Raw genomic sequence first — 14905 nt, forward strand, 5'->3', positions numbered from 1 at the left:
GGTGCCGAAGAAGATCTGTCAGGACAAGCGAAGAGTTCTGGAGGAATCGTTAAGGCCTCCTTCAGTGTCTTGGCGCCAGAGCCGGTCGCCGAACAACGCCAGCGCGGCGGGCAGCAGGACACCGCGGACGATCGTCGCGTCGAGCAGGATCGCGAACGCCATGCCGAGACCGAGCATCTTGTACTCGATCGCGGCGAGGCTGAGGAAGACGCTGAACACCCCGGTCATGATCAGCGCGGCGCTCGTCACCACGCCGGAACTGCTCGCGGTGCCCTCGACGATCGCCTGCCGGGCCGGCACCCCCGGCCGCCGCCGTTCTCGGATCCGGCTGAGGATGAACACGTGGTAGTCCGTGCTCAGGCCGAACAGCAGCACGAAGAGGAACATCGGCAGCCAGCCGAGCACCCCGCCGTAGGGCGTGAAACCCAGTAGCGGCGCCAGAAAACCGCCTTGGAACACCAGGGTGAGCACGCCGTAGGCCGCGCCGGCGGACAGCAGGTTGAGCAGGATCGACACCACCGGCACCGCGACCGACCGGAACACCACGAGCAGCAGCACGAACGCGAGCAGCAGGATGAACCCGAAGGTGTACGGCGCCCGGGCGAGCACCTGCGTGGTGAAGTCGTGGGCTTCGGCGGTCCGGCCGGCCACCGCGTACCCGACTCCGCCGATCCGCCCGACCGTCTGCGGCAGCAGGGTTCCGCGCAACGTCGTGAGCGTGCGGCTCGCCGCTTCGTCGTTGCCGGTGCCACCGAGCGGGATCCGGACGACGAGCGCCTGGTCCACCGGGACGACGACGGCCGGACGCGGTACCGCCGCGGTGAGTTCCCCGATCGCCCGGCGCAGGGCGGGCGTGTCGACCGGGCCGCCGCGGGTGTTCCAGAGGACGACGTGCGCGGGCATGGTGAGGCCGGGAAACGCTTCCTGGACGCGGACGGCCGCGTCGATCACCGGGATGCTGCGCGGCAGGCTCTCGGTCGGGGCCGGGTCCTGCAGCCGCATTCCCAACGCCGGCAAGGTGAGCAGCACGAGCAAGGCGGTCGCGATGCCGCTCCACACCGCGGGCCGCCGGGTGACGACGGTCGCCACGGCGGCCCAGAACCGGGAGCGCGTCTTTCGTCGCCCCAGCCACGGGATCCGGCCGCGGTCGATGCGGGAGCCGAGCAGGGAAAGCGTCGCGGGCAGCACGGTCACCGCCGCCAGCACGGCCAGGCCGACGACGAGGATCGTGCCCATGGTCAGGCCCCGGAGGTTGTCGAGACCGGTGAACAGCAGGCCGGTCACGCACAGCACGACGGTCAGTCCGGACACGACGATGACGTGCCCCGACGTCCGGGCGGCGATCCGGATCGACTCGTCGACGCCGTGGGCGCGTTCCTCCCGGGCGCGGCGCAGGAAGAACAGCGAGTAGTCGACGCCGACCGCCATGCCGATCAGCAGCGTGATCGCGGAAGTCGCGCTGTTGACCGGGATCCAGTTGTCCACAACGGACAGGAAGCCGAAGGTGGCGAACACCGCGGTGCCCGCCAGCAGGACCGGGACCGCGGCCGCGACCAGCGAGCCGAACACGACCAGCAGGATCAGCACGGTGATCGGGAGCGAGCGGGCTTCCGACCGGCCGATGTCCTCCTTGATGCTCTGGTCGACCGCGCCGGACACGGTGAGGTCGCCGGCCTGGGCCAGCCGGACGTCCGAATGCCGGGCGGCGACCGTGTCGACGGCCGCGGTCGCCTTCGCCAGGTTGGACCGGATTTCGGTGCCGGTGCCGGTGATCCGGAACGTGACCAGTTCCGAGCGCCCGTCGGCGGCCACCTGGGCGGGATCGTCGAGCGGGGAGCGGATGTCCGCGACCGCGCCGGACGTGGTCAACGTGGTCACCAGGTCGGCCGTGGCCGCGCGGGACAGGGGCTGGACGAGGACGTTCTCCAAGAAGGGTTCGCGGGTGTGCTGGCGGTCGAGGACGGCTTGGCCGGTACCGGCGTCGCCGGCGGGGCTGGATCGCGCGTCGGTGCCGGGGACGAACGTGCCGACGGCCCAGGCCAGCGCGACGAGCGCCAGCCAGCCGAGGATCGCGGCGGCGCGGTGCCGCAGCGACCAGTTCGTGACGCGTTCGACCGCCGGCCCCCGCCGGTGAAGCCGGGTGGCTGCAGGCAGCATGAACTAAGGTCCTCTCGTGAAGGAGTGATCCGATGAGAGCTCGCCTTCGGGCGAGGTGGTTGCTTCTTCCTCCTGGGCCGTCGAGTTGCCGCTCGGCGGTCCAGGGCCTCAACTGCGTTTCGGGGGTTCCGGGTGGCGGAGCCCCCGGCCCGGGGCGGAGCCCCGGTTGTCACAGTCAGTCGACCTCCTTGAGCACGCGTTCGATGGACCGCAGGCGGTCCTGGACGTCCCGCAGCTGCCGTTCGGTTTCTTCCTGCGTCCGGACGGCCGACTCGGCCAGCGACCGGTATTCGTGCTCCCGCGCCAGTTTCGCCTTGGCTCGCCAGGTCGAGGCCAGCTGCACGATCGCGATCGAGAGCACGACCGTGATCAGGACGAAGACCCCGGTCACGCCGATGATCTCCTGCCACTGGTGCCAGTTCATGTCCGTCCCTCCTCGCCGTCCCCCTGGACGGATTCCGGTGTGGTGAGCGTCGGCACGGCGGCCGCGATCGCCTGCGGTGTCAGCACGGCGGAGAACGGCGTGACCTCGTAGAACCGCAGTGTCTTGCCGTCCTCGCCGACCTCGGAGCTGGCGGAGACCAGGCCCGCGGCTTCCAGCTTGCGCAGGTGGACCTGCAGCAGCGCGCGGCTGATCCGCAGCTCGCGGGCCAGCTTGCTGACGTAGGTGCGTTCGGCGGACAAGGCCGCGATGATCCGCAGCCGGTGCGGGTTGCCGAGGGCGCCCAGCTGCCGCAGGAGCTCGTCGCCGGTCGTCCACATGCAAACAAAAGTTAGCAGGTGGCGGCCGGACGCGCTATCGGGGTGATCCCCGAGATCACATCGGGTGTTCGAGCCAGACGTTCGGCTCGACGTAGGTCGCGGTGTCGTACGCGGTCGACGCGTACACCGGCGCGATGCCGCCCGGGATGAAGTTCTCGCCGTCCTGGAGCTTCACGCCCGTCCAGTCGTGCCAGTCCGCCAGGGAGGCCGCCAGCGTCACCGCGAACGGGCAGACCTTCACCACGCGCGCGCCCAGCCGCTCGTGGGTGCGCAGCCAGCGGTCGGCCAGGAGGCCGTCGGGACGGCGGCGGGCCGCGTACTCCGGCATCGGCACCGCCGGCTCGGCTTCCTTGCCGATCGGGCGGACCGAGACGATCAGCTTGCGCAGCCCCGTTTCCGCCGCGCGCGCCTTCAGCGCCTTCAGCATCGGTGCGGCGAGACCGGTACCCCGCAGGTGCGGGGCGATCACGACTTCCAGTGCGCACAACGCGTTCGGCGCGCGGCCGTCCATGACGTCCTGGGCCGCCCACTCGATCGCCTTGTCCCAGCCGTGGTCCGGCAGCTCGGTGCGGTCCGGGGCCGGGTAGGCCAGCGGGACCGACAGGGCGCGGGCCATCGGCGTGCCGTCGTCGTCCAGCGCGATCAGGAAGTAGCGCGCCCAGTGGCGCAGGAACCGCTCGCCGGTGATCATCCGGCCGCTCGCGCCCTGGTAGATGAACTGGCCACCGACGTCGCCGAGGCTCAGTGCGGCGTCGAGGAGGTCGGGGCGGCCGGCAAGATCGACAACGCGCATGCGCCCAGTGAAGCGAAAAGCCCGGGCCGTGGATAGCGGCAACCGGGCGACGCTCAGCGCAGGGCTTTGCGGCGGCGGGTCAGCGCGGCCGGGTCGAGGTTCGCCCGGGTACCGGCGTCGTGGCCGTCGAGGTAGCCGCTGCCGCTGAGTCTTCTAGGCGAGGCGGCGCGCAGGTCGCCGTACTCGGAGTCGAACGCGTGCTGCACCATCTGCGCGCGGTCGCGGACCACCAGCTCGGCCGACCGCTCGCCGGGCACCGCGGTGCGGACGGCTTCCTGCTCGGCGCGGGAAAGGCGTTCGTGGACCGCGCGGGCGAAGCCGTGCAGCCACGTGCGCCGGTACGCGGCCAGGGATTCGCCGGGGAAGAACCCGCCCGGCCGGACGCGGGTCAGCTGCGTGCTCGCCTGCAGCAGGAGGCTGGTGAACAGCAGCTCCACCCGGCCGAGGTCGGAGCGGAACCCGAACACCGTGACGCTCTCGACCTTCTGGCCGAGGCGGTGCAGCAGCGTCCGGCAGCGCAGCGGGTACGCGACCGAGGTGAGCAGGCTCGCCTTCTCGCGGCTGTACGGGTCCGCGATCGGGATCTTCAGCGTGCCGATCTCGTCGGTGCCGGCCCCGGACGCGGCGAGCATCGCCTGGTCGATGCCGTACCGCGCGACGAGTTCGGCGGCCTTCTGGTTGTACGCCTCGGCTTCCGCCTCGGTGACCGCCGGGTCTTCGGCCTTGGCCAGCAGCTTGCGGATGCGCTCGAGCTGCGGGTCTGACTCGGTCATGGCGAGAGGGTATTCGATCAGGTGTTCGGGCGGGTGGACCGGGTCGGCGTGTCGAGGTACGCGTCGAGCGTGACGGCCAGCGCCGCTTCGGGCGACGGCGCGAAGCTCGCGTCCGCGAGACCGCCCCACAGCCACAGCTGGGCGAGCCCGTGCAGCGCCGCCCACAGCGACGCGGCGACCAGCCGCAGGTCGGCACCGGACCGCGCGACCGGGGTCGGCACCGCCGCCACCAGCACGGCGAAGGTGTCGAACACCGCGCTCGCCGCCGCCGAGAGCGCTGGGTCGTCCGGGTCGACCAGGTCGCGGCGGAACATCAGCTCGAACATCGCCGGGTTGGTCAGCGCGAAGTCGAGGTAGCTGTGGCAGGCCGCGGTGAGCCGCTCCCGCGGGGAAGTCTCCGGCAGCGTCTCCCGGCGGGCGAGCAGGTCGGCGTACCCGCGGGTCGCGACGGCGGACAGCAGCTCCGCGCGGCCGGAGAAGTGCCGCAGCGGCGCGCCGTGCGAAACCCCGGCGGCCTTGGCGATCCCGCGCAGCGTGACCGCGCCGACGCCTTCTTCGGCGAGCAGCTCCGACGCCGTCGTGATCAGGCGTTGCCGGGTGCCCACGCCTCGTCCAAGGTCATCGGGAGCAGGTCCGGGCGCTTCGGGAAGAAGCCGTCGCCGGGCTGGCGGCCGATCAGCCGGTTACGCGTGCGCGTCACCGCGACCGGCAGGACTTCCCGGAGCAGCCAGTGCAGGTCGGCGCGCCGGCTGCCGGTCGCCGCGGTGCCGGGCAGCGGGGCGAGCCACGCGGGGTCGGGGTCGAGGCCGAGCCGGGCGAGGACGTAGGCGGCGAGCCGGCGGTGGCCGTGGGCGGACAGGTGCAGCCGGTCGGTGCCGAAGTAGCGCGAATCGGTGACGGCCTGGTCGGGCCACAGGTCGATGAGCTGGGCGCCGTAGCTGACGGCCGCCTCGCGGATGGCCTCGTTGAGCGCGACGATCCGCGGCCGCATCCGGCTGCCCAGCGGCATCCGCCGGGAGACGTCGCTGAGCGTGAACGTGACGACCACGGGCGAGATCTCGGTGCAGGCGCGGATGGCGGCGTCGACCCGGCGGGCGACGGTCCGGGCGTCCCAGCCGCGGCTCATGACGTCGTTGCCGCCGCCGAAGAGGGCGATGAGGTCGGGTGCCAGCCGGGTGGCTGCCGGGAGCTGCTCGGGCACGATCTGGTCGAGCCGGCGCCCGCGGACGGCGAGGTTGGCGTAGCGGAAGCCGGGCTCGTCCTCGGCCAGGCGGCCGGCGACGAAGTCGGCCCAGCCGCGGTAGTGGCGCTGGTCGGGGTACGGGTCGTCGAGGCCCTCGGCGCAGCTGTCGCCGACGACGACGAATCGGTGGTAACTCATCTCGATCTCCGTAACCCGTGGTTCACCTTGTAGACACTGTCTATCAAACTTCTGTAGACGGTGTCTACTTCGGTGTCGACCCCTCAATCACGCGAGTCGACCTCTCCATCACGGGTGATGTCCGCCGGATCACGTGCCCGGACGGTCGGCTCACGTGCCCGGCCGGTCGGCTCGCGTGCTTGGAGGGTCAGTTCGCGTGATTGGGGAGTCGACACGGCTACTTGCGGACCGTCTCGCCGGTGCCGAGCCAGGGGCCGAGCTTGTCGGGGTTCCGGATGGCCCAGAGGTGCGTGATCCGGTCGTCCGCGACGGCGAAGGCGTAGACGGCGGCCAGTTCGTCGCCGCGGCGCAGGACCAGGCCGGGACGGCCGTTGACCGTGCGCTCTTCGAGCGTCAGCGCCCCGAAGGCGGCCAGTTCGGCCAGGTACCGGGCGACGAGCTCGCCGCCCACGACCGGCGCGATCGTGGCGCGGACCCGGCCGCCGCCGTCCGCGGTCAAGGTCGCGCCGGGGTCGAGCAGCCCGATCAGCGCGCCGATGTCCCCGGCGGCCCAGGCCACCTTGAAGTCCCGCACCAGACCGGCCTGCCGGGCGGCCGGGGCGGCGGGCCGGCCGGCACGGATCCGGCGGCGGGCCGCGGAGGCCAGTTCCCGGCACGCGGCCGGCGTCCGGCCGGTGATTTCGGCGACCTCGGCGAAGGCGTACCCGAAGACGTCGTGCAGGACGAGGGCCACCCGCTGCGGCGGGGTCATCGCTTCGAGCGCGACGAGGAACGCCATGCTGACCGACTCGTCCAGGGTGATCCGGTCGGCCGGGCCGGGCTGGTCGGGCAGCGGCTCGGGCAGCCACTCGCCCACGTACCGCTCCCGCCGCACCCGCGCCGAGCCGAGGACGTCCAGGCAGATCCGGCCGGCCACCGTCGTCAGCCAGGCGCCGGGCGAAGAGATCGCCTCCTGCTGCGCCGGGGACAGCGCGTACCAGCGGGCGTAGGTCTCCTGGACGGCGTCCTCGGCTTCGGTCAGCGAGCCGAGCAGCCGGTAGGCGAGGTTGACCAGGTGCCGTCGTTCGGCGACGACCGGTTCCGATGGCGTTGTCATGACTCCTCCGACGACGCAGCCTGCCCGAACGTCAGGCCTGACATTCCCGCGGCCTGTTTCGTCGTACCGGTCGCAACCATCGACCGAACAGGGGACAACGATGCTCAAGATCGGGATCGTGCTGGCCAGCACCCGCCCGGGCCGCAAGGGGGACCAGGTCGCCCGCTGGGTCCGCGAGCGGGCCGCGAGCCGGGGTGACGCGGAGTTCGCCGTGATCGACCTGCGTGATCACCCGCTGCCCCACCTCGAGGAGCCGCCGGGCTTCTCGGGGCAGTACCAGGACGAGCGCACCCGGGCCTTCGCGGCCGTCGTCGCGGCGTGCGACGGGTTCGTCTTCGTCACGCCGGAGTACAACCACTCCCTGCCCGGGGTGCTCAAGAACGCCATGGACCACATCCACGTCGAGTGGAACAGCAAGGCGGCCGGGTTCGTCTCGTACGGCGGCGTCGGCGGCGCGCGTTCGGTCGAGCAGCTGCGGCTGGTCTGCGGGGCACTGCAGCTGGCCGACGTGGCCCCGCAGGTGACGCTGCCGTTGGCGACGGAGTTCGAGAACCACACCGTGTTCGCGCCGGGTGACCACCAGCTCGCCGCGCTGGAAACCCTGCTCGACCACGTCATCGCCTGGAGCACCGCCCTGGCGTCGCTGCGGGGCGGGGAGGCGGAAGCCGCGATCCGACGCCGGCTCGACGAGGTCGTCGAAGCGCTGCGGGCCAAGGATCTCGAGGCGCTGCGCGGGATCTACGCGCCGGACGTCGTGTCCTTCGACGTCGAACCGCCGCTGCAGCACGCCGGGGTCGAGGCGAAGCTGAAGAACTGGGCGAAGGTGTTCACGATCTTCGAAAAGGTTGACTACGAGCTGCGCGACCTGACGGTCACGGTGAGCGCCGGCTTGGCCGTCGGCCACGGCTTCGGCCGGGTCAGCGGCACGCTGCCGACCGGGGAGGCCGTGACCGGCATGTGGGTTCGCGCCACCTTCGTCTTCCGCCACCGCGGCGACGGCTGGGTGATCGTCCACGACCAGGCGTCCGTGCCGTTCGACATGGCGAGTGGCCGGGGAGTGGTGGACCTCGAGCCCGGAACGCGCTGAACTGTACGAACGGTCGTGCTACCTTCGGGCCCATGAACGTCGAAGGCGTGTTTGTGGGGGAACCGAGCGTCCTGGGTCACCGGCGGGACCGGCCGGTGCTGAGCGCGATCACGAAGGCGCGGGTCGCGGCGCCGGAACTAGCCCTGACCGAACTGAACCTCGACGGTGACCGGCAGGCCGACCTCACCGTGCACGGCGGGGTCGACAAAGCGGTTTACGTCTACCCCGCCGAGCACTACCCGGCCTGGGCGGCCGACGGCCTCGAAGCCGAGCCGGGTGGCTTCGGCGAGAACGTCTCGCTGACCGGCGTCACCGAGGACGACGTCCGGATCGGGGACGTCTGGGCCTGGGGTGACGCGCTGGTCCAGGTCTCGCAGCCGCGGCAGCCATGCTTCAAGCTGGCCATGAAGACCGGCCGCAAGGACGTCACCCCGCTGATGATCGACAGCGGGCGCTGCGGCTGGTACCTGCGCGTGCTGCGGCCTGGCACGGTGCCGACGTCCGGCGCGATCGAGCTGCTCGAACGAGCGGACGGCCCGACGATCACCGAGGTGTACCTGGTCTCCTTCGCCAACTACGGGCAGCTGCCGGAGGACAAGGTCGAGGCGGCGCTGGACCTCGCCGACCGCGTGCTGGCCACGCCCGCGCTCTCGGCCGCCTACCGCGACGGCGTCCAGTCCACTGTGGACCGATGGCGGGCGCGGCGTGCCGGGTGACGGCCGGATCGCGCGCGGCGACGCGACCCGGCGCCTGGTGCTGCGGCGGGCCGTCGACGTCGCTTCGGTCGACGGCCTCGCGGGGCTGTCCCTCGGCCGGCTGGCCACCGAGCTGGAGCTGAGCAAGAGCGGGGTGTTCGCGCTGTTCGGCTCCAAGGAGGAACTTCAGCTCGCCACCATCGAGGCCGCGCTGGACATCTTCCGCTCGCACGTCGTGACGCCTGCGCGGGCGGTGGCGCCCGGCCTGCCGCGGCTGCGCGCGGTGTGCGAAAAGTGGCTGGACTACTCGGAAACCCGGGTCTTCCCGGGCGGCTGCTTCTTCTTCAACGTCGGCGCGGAGTTCGACGCGCGCCCGGGCCGGGTGCACGACGCGGTGGCGGCGGCGAACGGCTCGTTCGCCGCCTTCCTGCGGGAAATCGCGGCGGAAGCGGTCGCGCTCGGCCACGTCGACGCGGATGCCGAGGTCCTGGCGTTCGAACTCCACGCGCTGGGCCGCGCGGCCAACGCCGACGCCGTCTTGAACGGCGGAACCCGGGCCTACGAACTGGCCAGGCGGGCGATTCGCGCCCGCCTGGCCGGTTGACGTCACTTCCAGTCGACCTGCGGGGAGCGGTAGAAGTCGATGCCCTGCGCCACCCAGCGCGGGGCTTGCTTCGCCAGCCGCGCGCGGTAGGCGGTCCAGTTGTGCGTCGACTTCGGGGACCAGCCGATCTCCGCGATCCCCGGCAGCCGCGGGAACGCCATGTACTCGATGTCGTCGCTGGTCCGGATCGTTTCGGTCCACAGCGGCGCTTCGACGCCCGCGACCTGGCTCTCGCCAACCCCGTTGACCAGCGTGGCGGGATCCCAGTTGTACCCATCCCGAACCTCGACCAGCGCGGCCCAGTCCTGGCCGAGCGGCGTCTGCGCGTTGTACTTCATGTCGAGGTACGCGTAGTTCGCCGGCGACATCAGGATCTTGTTGCCGCGCGCCGCGGCCGCCGCGACGTCCGGGTTGTCGCCGCCGAAGTCCCAGTACTGCGGGACCGCCGACACCGGCGGGGCCGACTTGGCGATCTCGTGCCAGCCGGTGACCTTCTTGCCGTACTTGGCGACGATCGGCTGCACCTTGTGCTCGAACGTGAGGTAGTCCGCGGGCGGCGTCGAGTGCGCCTCGTCGCCGCCGATGTGCAGGTACGGGCCGGGCGTGAGGGCCGCCAGTTCGCGCACGACGTCTTCGACGAACTTGTACGTGATCGGCGAGGAGATGCACAGCGAGCTGTAGCCGACCTCGGTGTCCGTGCGCACCGGCACGGCCTTCCCGTCGCAGTTCAGCTCGGCGTACGTCGACTGCGCCGCGTTCGTGTGGCCCGGCATGTCGATCTCCGGGATCACCGTGATGTGCCGCGAAGCCGCGTACGCGACGATGTCCCGGTACTGCGCCTGCGTGTAGTAGCCGCCCGGGTCGCCGTCGACCGCGGTCTTGCCGCCGACCGTCGCCAGCTTCGGCCAGCTCTTGATCTCGATCCGCCAGCCCTGGTCGTCGGCCAGGTGCAGGTGCAGCGTGTTGACCTTGTACTGGGCGATCTGGTCGACGTACAGCTTCACCTGGTCGGGCCGGAAGAAGTGCCGGGCGACGTCGAGCATCGCGCCGCGCTCGGCGAAGCGCGGGTAGTCGAGGATCGTGCCGCCGGCGACGGTCCACGTCCGGTGCTGCACGCGCTGGGCGTCGATCGCCGACGGCAGCAGCTGCCGCAGCGACTGCACGCCTTCGAAGAGCCCGTCCGCGGTGTTGGCCTTCACCGTGACGCCGTCGCGCGCGACCTTCAGCTCGTAACCCTCGGTGCCGATCCGCGGGTCGTGGCCCAGCTTCAGCGAGAGCGCGGGCAGGCCGGCGGCGTGCGGCACGACCGGCAGCGGGAAGCCGGTGGCCGGGCGCAGCAGCCCGCGCAGGTAGTCCGCGACCTGGCCGGCGCCGCGGTCGGCGGCGATCACGGTCGACGGCGTGAGCCGGAATTCACCGCGAGGATCGGCTTTCGCGGAGACGGGCGCCGGGACGACGTCGGTCACGCTCCGTTCGGGAGCGGCCGCGGCGGCCGCCGCGGAAGCGGGCAGGCCGGCGGCCGTGAGACTCACGACGGCCGCGGTCAAGACGGCTCTGGACAAGCGCATCGAAGCACCTCCGGTGGGGGACTCCCTCCCCGCAAAGGTACAGACCAGCCGGAGCATTTGGAACAGTTCTTAACGAAGGGCTTCCCGGATCGCCTCCAGGACGCTCGGGTCCTCGATCGTCGAAGGCACCGCCTCGTCGCGGCCGTCGGCGATCGCGCGCATCGTCTTGCGCAGGATCTTCCCCGACCGCGTCTTCGGCAGCGCGTCCACAATGGACACATCGCGGAACGCGGCGACCGGGCCGATGTCCCGCCGGACCAGTGCCACGAGCTCGTCTCGCAGCCGGTCCGCCGGAACGTCCGCGCCCGCCTTGAGCACCACGAACCCGCGCGGCAGCTGGCCCTTGAGCTGGTCGGCCACGCCGATCACGGCGCACTCGGCGACCGCCGGGTGCGAAGCCAGCACGGCCTCCATCGACCCGGTGGACAGCCGGTGCCCGGCGACGTTGATGACGTCGTCGGTGCGGCCCATGACGAACAGGTAGCCGTCCTCGTCGAAGTAGCCGGAGTCGCCGGTCAGGTAATGGCCTTCGTAGCGCGAGAGGTAGGCCTCGCGGTACCGCTCGTCGTCGCCCCACAGCGTCGGCAGCGAGCCCGGCGGCAGCGGCAGTTTCACGGTGATGGCGCCTTCGCGCCCGGCCGGCAGCTCCTCGCCCGCCTGGTCGAGGATCCGGACGTCCCAGCCGGGGACGGGCTTGGTCGCGGACCCCGCCTTGACGTCCATCGGCTCCAGGCCGCGCGGGTTGGCGGCGATCGGCCAGCCGGTCTCGGTCTGCCACCAGTGGTCGACGACCGGCACCCCGAGCTTCTCGTGCGCCCAGTGGTAGGTCTCCGGGTCGAGCCGCTCGCCGGCCATGAACAGCGTCCGGAACTGCTTCAGCTCGTACTTCTCCAGCTCACGGGCGTCCGGGTCGACCTTCTTGACGGCCCGCAGCGCGGTCGGCGCGGTGAACAGCGCCTGGACGCCGTGCTCGGCGATGACCCGCCAGAACGCGCCCGCGTCGGGCGTGCCGACGGGCTTGCCTTCGTACATGACCGTCGTCGCTCCGACGAGCAGCGGCGCGTACACGATGTAGGAGTGCCCGACGACCCAGCCGACGTCGGACGCCGTCCACCAGACGTCACCGGCGTGGACGTCGTAGACCGCTTCCATCGAGTAGGCGAGCGCGACGGCGTGGCCGCCGGTGTCGCGCACGACACCCTTCGGCTTCCCGGTCGTCCCGGACGTGTAGAGGATGTACAGCGGATCGGTCGCCGCCACCGGCACCGGGCCGGCCGGATCGGCGCCCGCCGCCAGCTCCCGCCAGTCGAGGTCGCGCCCGGTCAGCACGGCCGGCGCCTGCTCGCGCTGCAGCACGACGACGTGGTCGGGCTGGTGCTCGGTCATCCCCAGCGCGGCTTCGATGATCGGCTGGTACTCGACCACCCGCGTCGGCTCGATGCCGCAGGACGCCGCCAGGATGACCTTCGGCTTCGCGTCCTCGATCCGCGCGGCCAGCTCCTTCGGCGCGAACCCGCCGAAGACCACCGAGTGCACGGCGCCGATCCGCGCGCAGGCCAGCATCGCGATCGCGGCCTCCGGCACCATCGGCAGGTAGACGATCACCCGGTCACCCTTCGTGACCCCGAGCGAGCTCAGCGCGCCGGCGAAGCGCGCGACCGTGTCCCGCAGCTCCTCGTAGGTGTAGGTGCGTTGCCGTCCGGTCACGGGAGAGTCCCAGATCAGTGCGGCCTGGCCGCCGCGGCCGGCTTCGACGTGCCGGTCCAGCGCGTTGTAGGAGGTGTTCAGCTCGGCGTCCGGGAACCACCGGTGGAAGGGCGGGTTCGTGTCGTCCAGCGCCCGCCGCGGTGGCCTGGTCCAGCTGATCGACTCCGCCGCGGCCAGCCAGAACGCGTCCGGCTCGGCCAGGCTGCGCCGGTAGGCTTCGGAGTACGCGCCCATGCTCCGCTCCTTCGGGTCGGAGGTTCCGCCGATCCCCATCATGGCGCGGGAGCGGTGGCCGCGCCGGATTCGGCCGCGGAAAGACCCGGCAACCTCAAGGAGCCCGGGAGCGTCCTAAGCTGGACCGCGGGCAAACGCCGCGTGACGGCCACGAAGTGAACACGGACAGTGAGGGGAGCCCGGCGGTGAACGGACTAGCGAGCGCGTTGCTCTCGCTAGCCCATTCCTTGTTCGGCCCGGGCTTCTGCCCCGGCGAATGGGTCTGGGCCACGAGTGCGGCCGGCGCGCTCGTCGCGCTGCTTCCGCCGATCGGCGCGGTCGCCGTGTCGATCATCCGGAAGGGCACCGGCAACCGCTACGACGCGACGACGCTGGGCGTCTTCGGGGGGATCGGCCTGGTCAGCGCGCTGGTGCTGCCGTGGCTGCTGTCGAACGGCGTGTCGGGGGTCTACCGCGCGGCGTTCGGCGGCGACAAGACCGGCCTGAGCCGGACGGAACTGGGCTCGCTCGGCAGCGACGGCGGCTGCTGGGTGGGCAGCCAGGTGAAGTACCTGGGCGGCGGCCAGAGCGTCTACGACGTGCTGTTCTCCAAGAACGGCAGTGACCTCCCGTTCTTCGTGTACCTGCTGGCCTTCGCCGTGCTGGGCGGCGGCTCGCTGTTCTTCGTCATGCTGCAGGGCCGCACGGCCTTCCGTCGCGGCCCGAAGTGGCCGTCGCGGTTCTTCTGGATCCCGTTCGCCGCGATGCTGGTGTTCAGCGTCGGCATGGAAGCGAACACCGCGCTGCACTTCTTGCTGGGCTTCCTGCCGTTCAGCGTGCTGGGCCTGATCCCGGTCGCGATGGTCGGCCCGCCGCCGTGGTCGGTGATCAACCGGTCGGACCGGTCGGACGAGCCGCCGCCGCGCCGCCAGCAGGAGCCGCAGGGACCGCCGCCGTCGCAGGTCCAGCCGCGCCCCACCCCGCCGCCTCCGCCGCCGCCCCCGGCCAACCGGCCGTACCCGAAGACGGCGCTGGCTTCCGCGCCCGAGCCGCCGTCGCCACCGCTCGGCGCGCTGGCCGCGGCGCCGGGCCCGATCCCGCCGCCGCCCGGCTCCCGCAACGCCGGTGGCAGCCGCTACCGCCGTGTCAAGCAGCTCGGCGCGGGTGGCTTCGGCACGGTCTGGCAGGCCGTCGACACCCAGCTGAACCGCACGGTCGCGCTGAAGATCGCGCACGCGCCGGACCGCGACACGGCCGAGCGCATGCAGCGCGAGGCCCGCGCGCTGGCCGTGGTGAGCCACCCGAACTGCGTCAAGGTGTACGACCTGGCCGAAGAGCCGGACGGCCTCGCGCTGGTGATGGAGTACCTCGAAGGCCGTCCGCTGGCCGAGCTGGTCGACGGCCAGGGCCCGCTCGACGACGTCGCGGCGGGCCGCCTGTGGGCGACGATGGCGGGTGCCTTGGCGGCGGCGCACGAGAAGGGCGTCCTGCACCGCGACATCAAGCCGTCGAACATCGTCCTCGACCGCAGCGGCCTGGCCCACCTGATCGACTTCGGCATCGCCCGCAGCCAGGGCGATTCGAAGATGACGGCCACCGGGATGATGATCGGCACGCCCGACTTCGTCGCCCCGGAGCAGGCCATGGGGGCGACGGCGTCCCCGGCGTCCGACGCGTGGCAGCTGGCGGCGACGGTCAGCTACGCGCTGTCCGGCCAGCCGCCGCGCGGAACGCGGGAGACGCCGATGGCGGCGCTGATGGCGGCCGCCCGCGCCGAGCCGGTGTCGCGGTTGCCGCAGCGCAGCGCGCACGCCCGGTTGCTGGCGGCCTCACTGGACCCGGAGCCGCGGCGGCGTCCGACGCTGAACGCGGTGCGCCGCGAGGTCGAGGGCTGGCTGTCACGGGCGGGCAAGTCCGCGGACGGCCCGGTGACGCGGGTCGTGCCGCGTCAGCCCGGGAGCGGGCTGCCCCGCCGCTAGTGTCGCGCGTCGCAAGTTGTTTGACGTCCGGGAAGAGCGCCCCAATGTGGCCTTCGGTGCGTTGAACGCACCGAAGGCCGCCTTGGGTGC

General features: G+C 71.9%; 14 protein-coding genes. 4 read left to right on the forward strand and 10 right to left on the reverse strand.

Annotated features, from left to right (window positions below; translation table 11 throughout):
* Positions 1-18: 18 nt before the first annotated feature.
* From AB0M30_RS22545 to sigJ, 8 genes are all read right to left on the reverse strand, one after another.
* On the reverse strand, positions 19-2157 hold the full coding sequence (locus tag AB0M30_RS22545) for an MMPL family transporter (protein ID WP_364586526.1): 2139 nt from the start codon (positions 2155-2157) through the stop codon (positions 19-21).
* A gap of 175 nt (positions 2158-2332) precedes the next feature.
* The gene (locus AB0M30_RS22550) at positions 2333-2581 is read right to left on the reverse strand and encodes a hypothetical protein (RefSeq protein WP_364586529.1); all 249 of its coding nucleotides are present in this window, start codon (positions 2579-2581) and stop codon (positions 2333-2335) included.
* Positions 2578-2919, reverse strand: a complete 342-nt coding sequence (locus tag AB0M30_RS22555; protein ID WP_103336859.1) for a winged helix-turn-helix domain-containing protein — start codon at positions 2917-2919, stop codon at positions 2578-2580. Before AB0M30_RS22555 ends, AB0M30_RS22550 begins: the two co-directional genes overlap by 4 nt.
* Positions 2920-2974: 55 nt before the next feature.
* Positions 2975-3712 (reverse strand): Long-chain-fatty-acid--CoA ligase, encoded by a 738-nt coding sequence (locus AB0M30_RS22560; protein ID WP_364586532.1) that lies wholly within the window; start codon positions 3710-3712, stop codon positions 2975-2977.
* A gap of 53 nt (positions 3713-3765) precedes the next feature.
* Positions 3766-4485: a DUF2786 domain-containing protein gene (locus tag AB0M30_RS22565; RefSeq protein ID WP_364586534.1), complete on the reverse strand. Its 720-nt coding sequence runs from the start codon at positions 4483-4485 to the stop codon at positions 3766-3768.
* A 17-nt stretch (positions 4486-4502) separates the two neighbouring features.
* Positions 4503-5090 (reverse strand): TetR/AcrR family transcriptional regulator, encoded by a 588-nt coding sequence (locus tag AB0M30_RS22570; RefSeq protein ID WP_103336861.1) that lies wholly within the window; start codon positions 5088-5090, stop codon positions 4503-4505.
* Complete coding sequence (locus AB0M30_RS22575) at positions 5069-5866, reverse strand: SGNH/GDSL hydrolase family protein (RefSeq protein ID WP_364586538.1); 798 nt, start codon at positions 5864-5866, stop codon at positions 5069-5071. The genes AB0M30_RS22570 and AB0M30_RS22575 overlap by 22 nt, the downstream gene beginning before the upstream one ends.
* A gap of 217 nt (positions 5867-6083) precedes the next feature.
* Positions 6084-6962, reverse strand: coding sequence for an RNA polymerase sigma factor SigJ (gene sigJ / locus AB0M30_RS22580; RefSeq protein WP_364586541.1), 879 nt, complete (start codon positions 6960-6962; stop codon positions 6084-6086).
* Positions 6963-7062: 100 nt separating this feature from the next.
* On the opposite strand from sigJ, the gene AB0M30_RS22585 reads away from it, so the two are divergent.
* The 3 genes from AB0M30_RS22585 to AB0M30_RS22595 are packed head-to-tail and all read left to right on the forward strand — an operon-like array spanning position 7063 to position 9348.
* On the forward strand, positions 7063-8049 hold the full coding sequence (locus AB0M30_RS22585) for an NAD(P)H-dependent oxidoreductase (RefSeq protein WP_364586544.1): 987 nt from the start codon (positions 7063-7065) through the stop codon (positions 8047-8049).
* A 32-nt stretch (positions 8050-8081) separates the two neighbouring features.
* Positions 8082-8765 carry an MOSC domain-containing protein gene (locus tag AB0M30_RS22590; RefSeq protein ID WP_364586547.1) on the forward strand — a complete coding sequence of 228 codons (684 nt, stop codon included), beginning with the start codon at positions 8082-8084 and terminating at the stop codon, positions 8763-8765.
* Positions 8755-9348, forward strand: a complete 594-nt coding sequence (locus tag AB0M30_RS22595; RefSeq protein ID WP_364586549.1) for a TetR/AcrR family transcriptional regulator — start codon at positions 8755-8757, stop codon at positions 9346-9348. The genes AB0M30_RS22590 and AB0M30_RS22595 overlap by 11 nt, the downstream gene beginning before the upstream one ends.
* Before the next feature lie 2 nt (positions 9349-9350).
* Here AB0M30_RS22595 and AB0M30_RS22600 read toward each other — a convergent pair whose 3' ends face one another.
* Entirely contained in the window at positions 9351-10916 is a 1566-nt protein-coding gene (locus AB0M30_RS22600; protein ID WP_364586552.1) for a beta-N-acetylhexosaminidase, read from the reverse strand.
* Positions 10917-10985: 69 nt separating this feature from the next.
* On the reverse strand, positions 10986-12857 hold the full coding sequence (locus AB0M30_RS22605; RefSeq protein WP_364586555.1) for a propionyl-CoA synthetase: 1872 nt from the start codon (positions 12855-12857) through the stop codon (positions 10986-10988).
* A 185-nt stretch (positions 12858-13042) separates the two neighbouring features.
* On the opposite strand from AB0M30_RS22605, the gene AB0M30_RS22610 reads away from it, so the two are divergent.
* The gene (locus tag AB0M30_RS22610) at positions 13043-14815 is read left to right on the forward strand and encodes a serine/threonine-protein kinase (protein WP_364586558.1); all 1773 of its coding nucleotides are present in this window, start codon (positions 13043-13045) and stop codon (positions 14813-14815) included.
* Positions 14816-14905: the final 90 nt, after the last annotated feature.

The sequence above is a fragment of the Amycolatopsis sp. NPDC051716 genome (assembly GCF_040681595.1).
Taxonomy (GTDB): domain Bacteria; phylum Actinomycetota; class Actinomycetes; order Mycobacteriales; family Pseudonocardiaceae; genus Amycolatopsis.

Excerpts from the sequence above, each read along its gene's own strand:
- AB0M30_RS22545 (WP_364586526.1), bottom strand. The coding sequence starts at position 2,157 with ATGCTGCCTGCAGCCACCCGGCTTCACCGGCGGGGGCCGGCGGTCGAA.
- AB0M30_RS22550 (WP_364586529.1), bottom strand. The coding sequence starts at position 2,581 with ATGAACTGGCACCAGTGGCAGGAGATCATCGGCGTGACCGGGGTCTTC.
- AB0M30_RS22555 (WP_103336859.1), bottom strand. The coding sequence starts at position 2,919 with ATGTGGACGACCGGCGACGAGCTCCTGCGGCAGCTGGGCGCCCTCGGC.
- AB0M30_RS22560 (WP_364586532.1), bottom strand. The coding sequence starts at position 3,712 with ATGCGCGTTGTCGATCTTGCCGGCCGCCCCGACCTCCTCGACGCCGCA.
- AB0M30_RS22565 (WP_364586534.1), bottom strand. The coding sequence starts at position 4,485 with ATGACCGAGTCAGACCCGCAGCTCGAGCGCATCCGCAAGCTGCTGGCC.
- AB0M30_RS22575 (WP_364586538.1), bottom strand. The coding sequence starts at position 5,866 with ATGAGTTACCACCGATTCGTCGTCGTCGGCGACAGCTGCGCCGAGGGC.
- sigJ (WP_364586541.1), bottom strand. The coding sequence starts at position 6,962 with ATGACAACGCCATCGGAACCGGTCGTCGCCGAACGACGGCACCTGGTC.
- AB0M30_RS22585 (WP_364586544.1), top strand. The coding sequence starts at position 7,063 with ATGCTCAAGATCGGGATCGTGCTGGCCAGCACCCGCCCGGGCCGCAAG.
- AB0M30_RS22590 (WP_364586547.1), top strand. The coding sequence starts at position 8,082 with ATGAACGTCGAAGGCGTGTTTGTGGGGGAACCGAGCGTCCTGGGTCAC.
- AB0M30_RS22600 (WP_364586552.1), bottom strand. The coding sequence starts at position 10,916 with ATGCGCTTGTCCAGAGCCGTCTTGACCGCGGCCGTCGTGAGTCTCACG.
- AB0M30_RS22605 (WP_364586555.1), bottom strand. The coding sequence starts at position 12,857 with ATGGGCGCGTACTCCGAAGCCTACCGGCGCAGCCTGGCCGAGCCGGAC.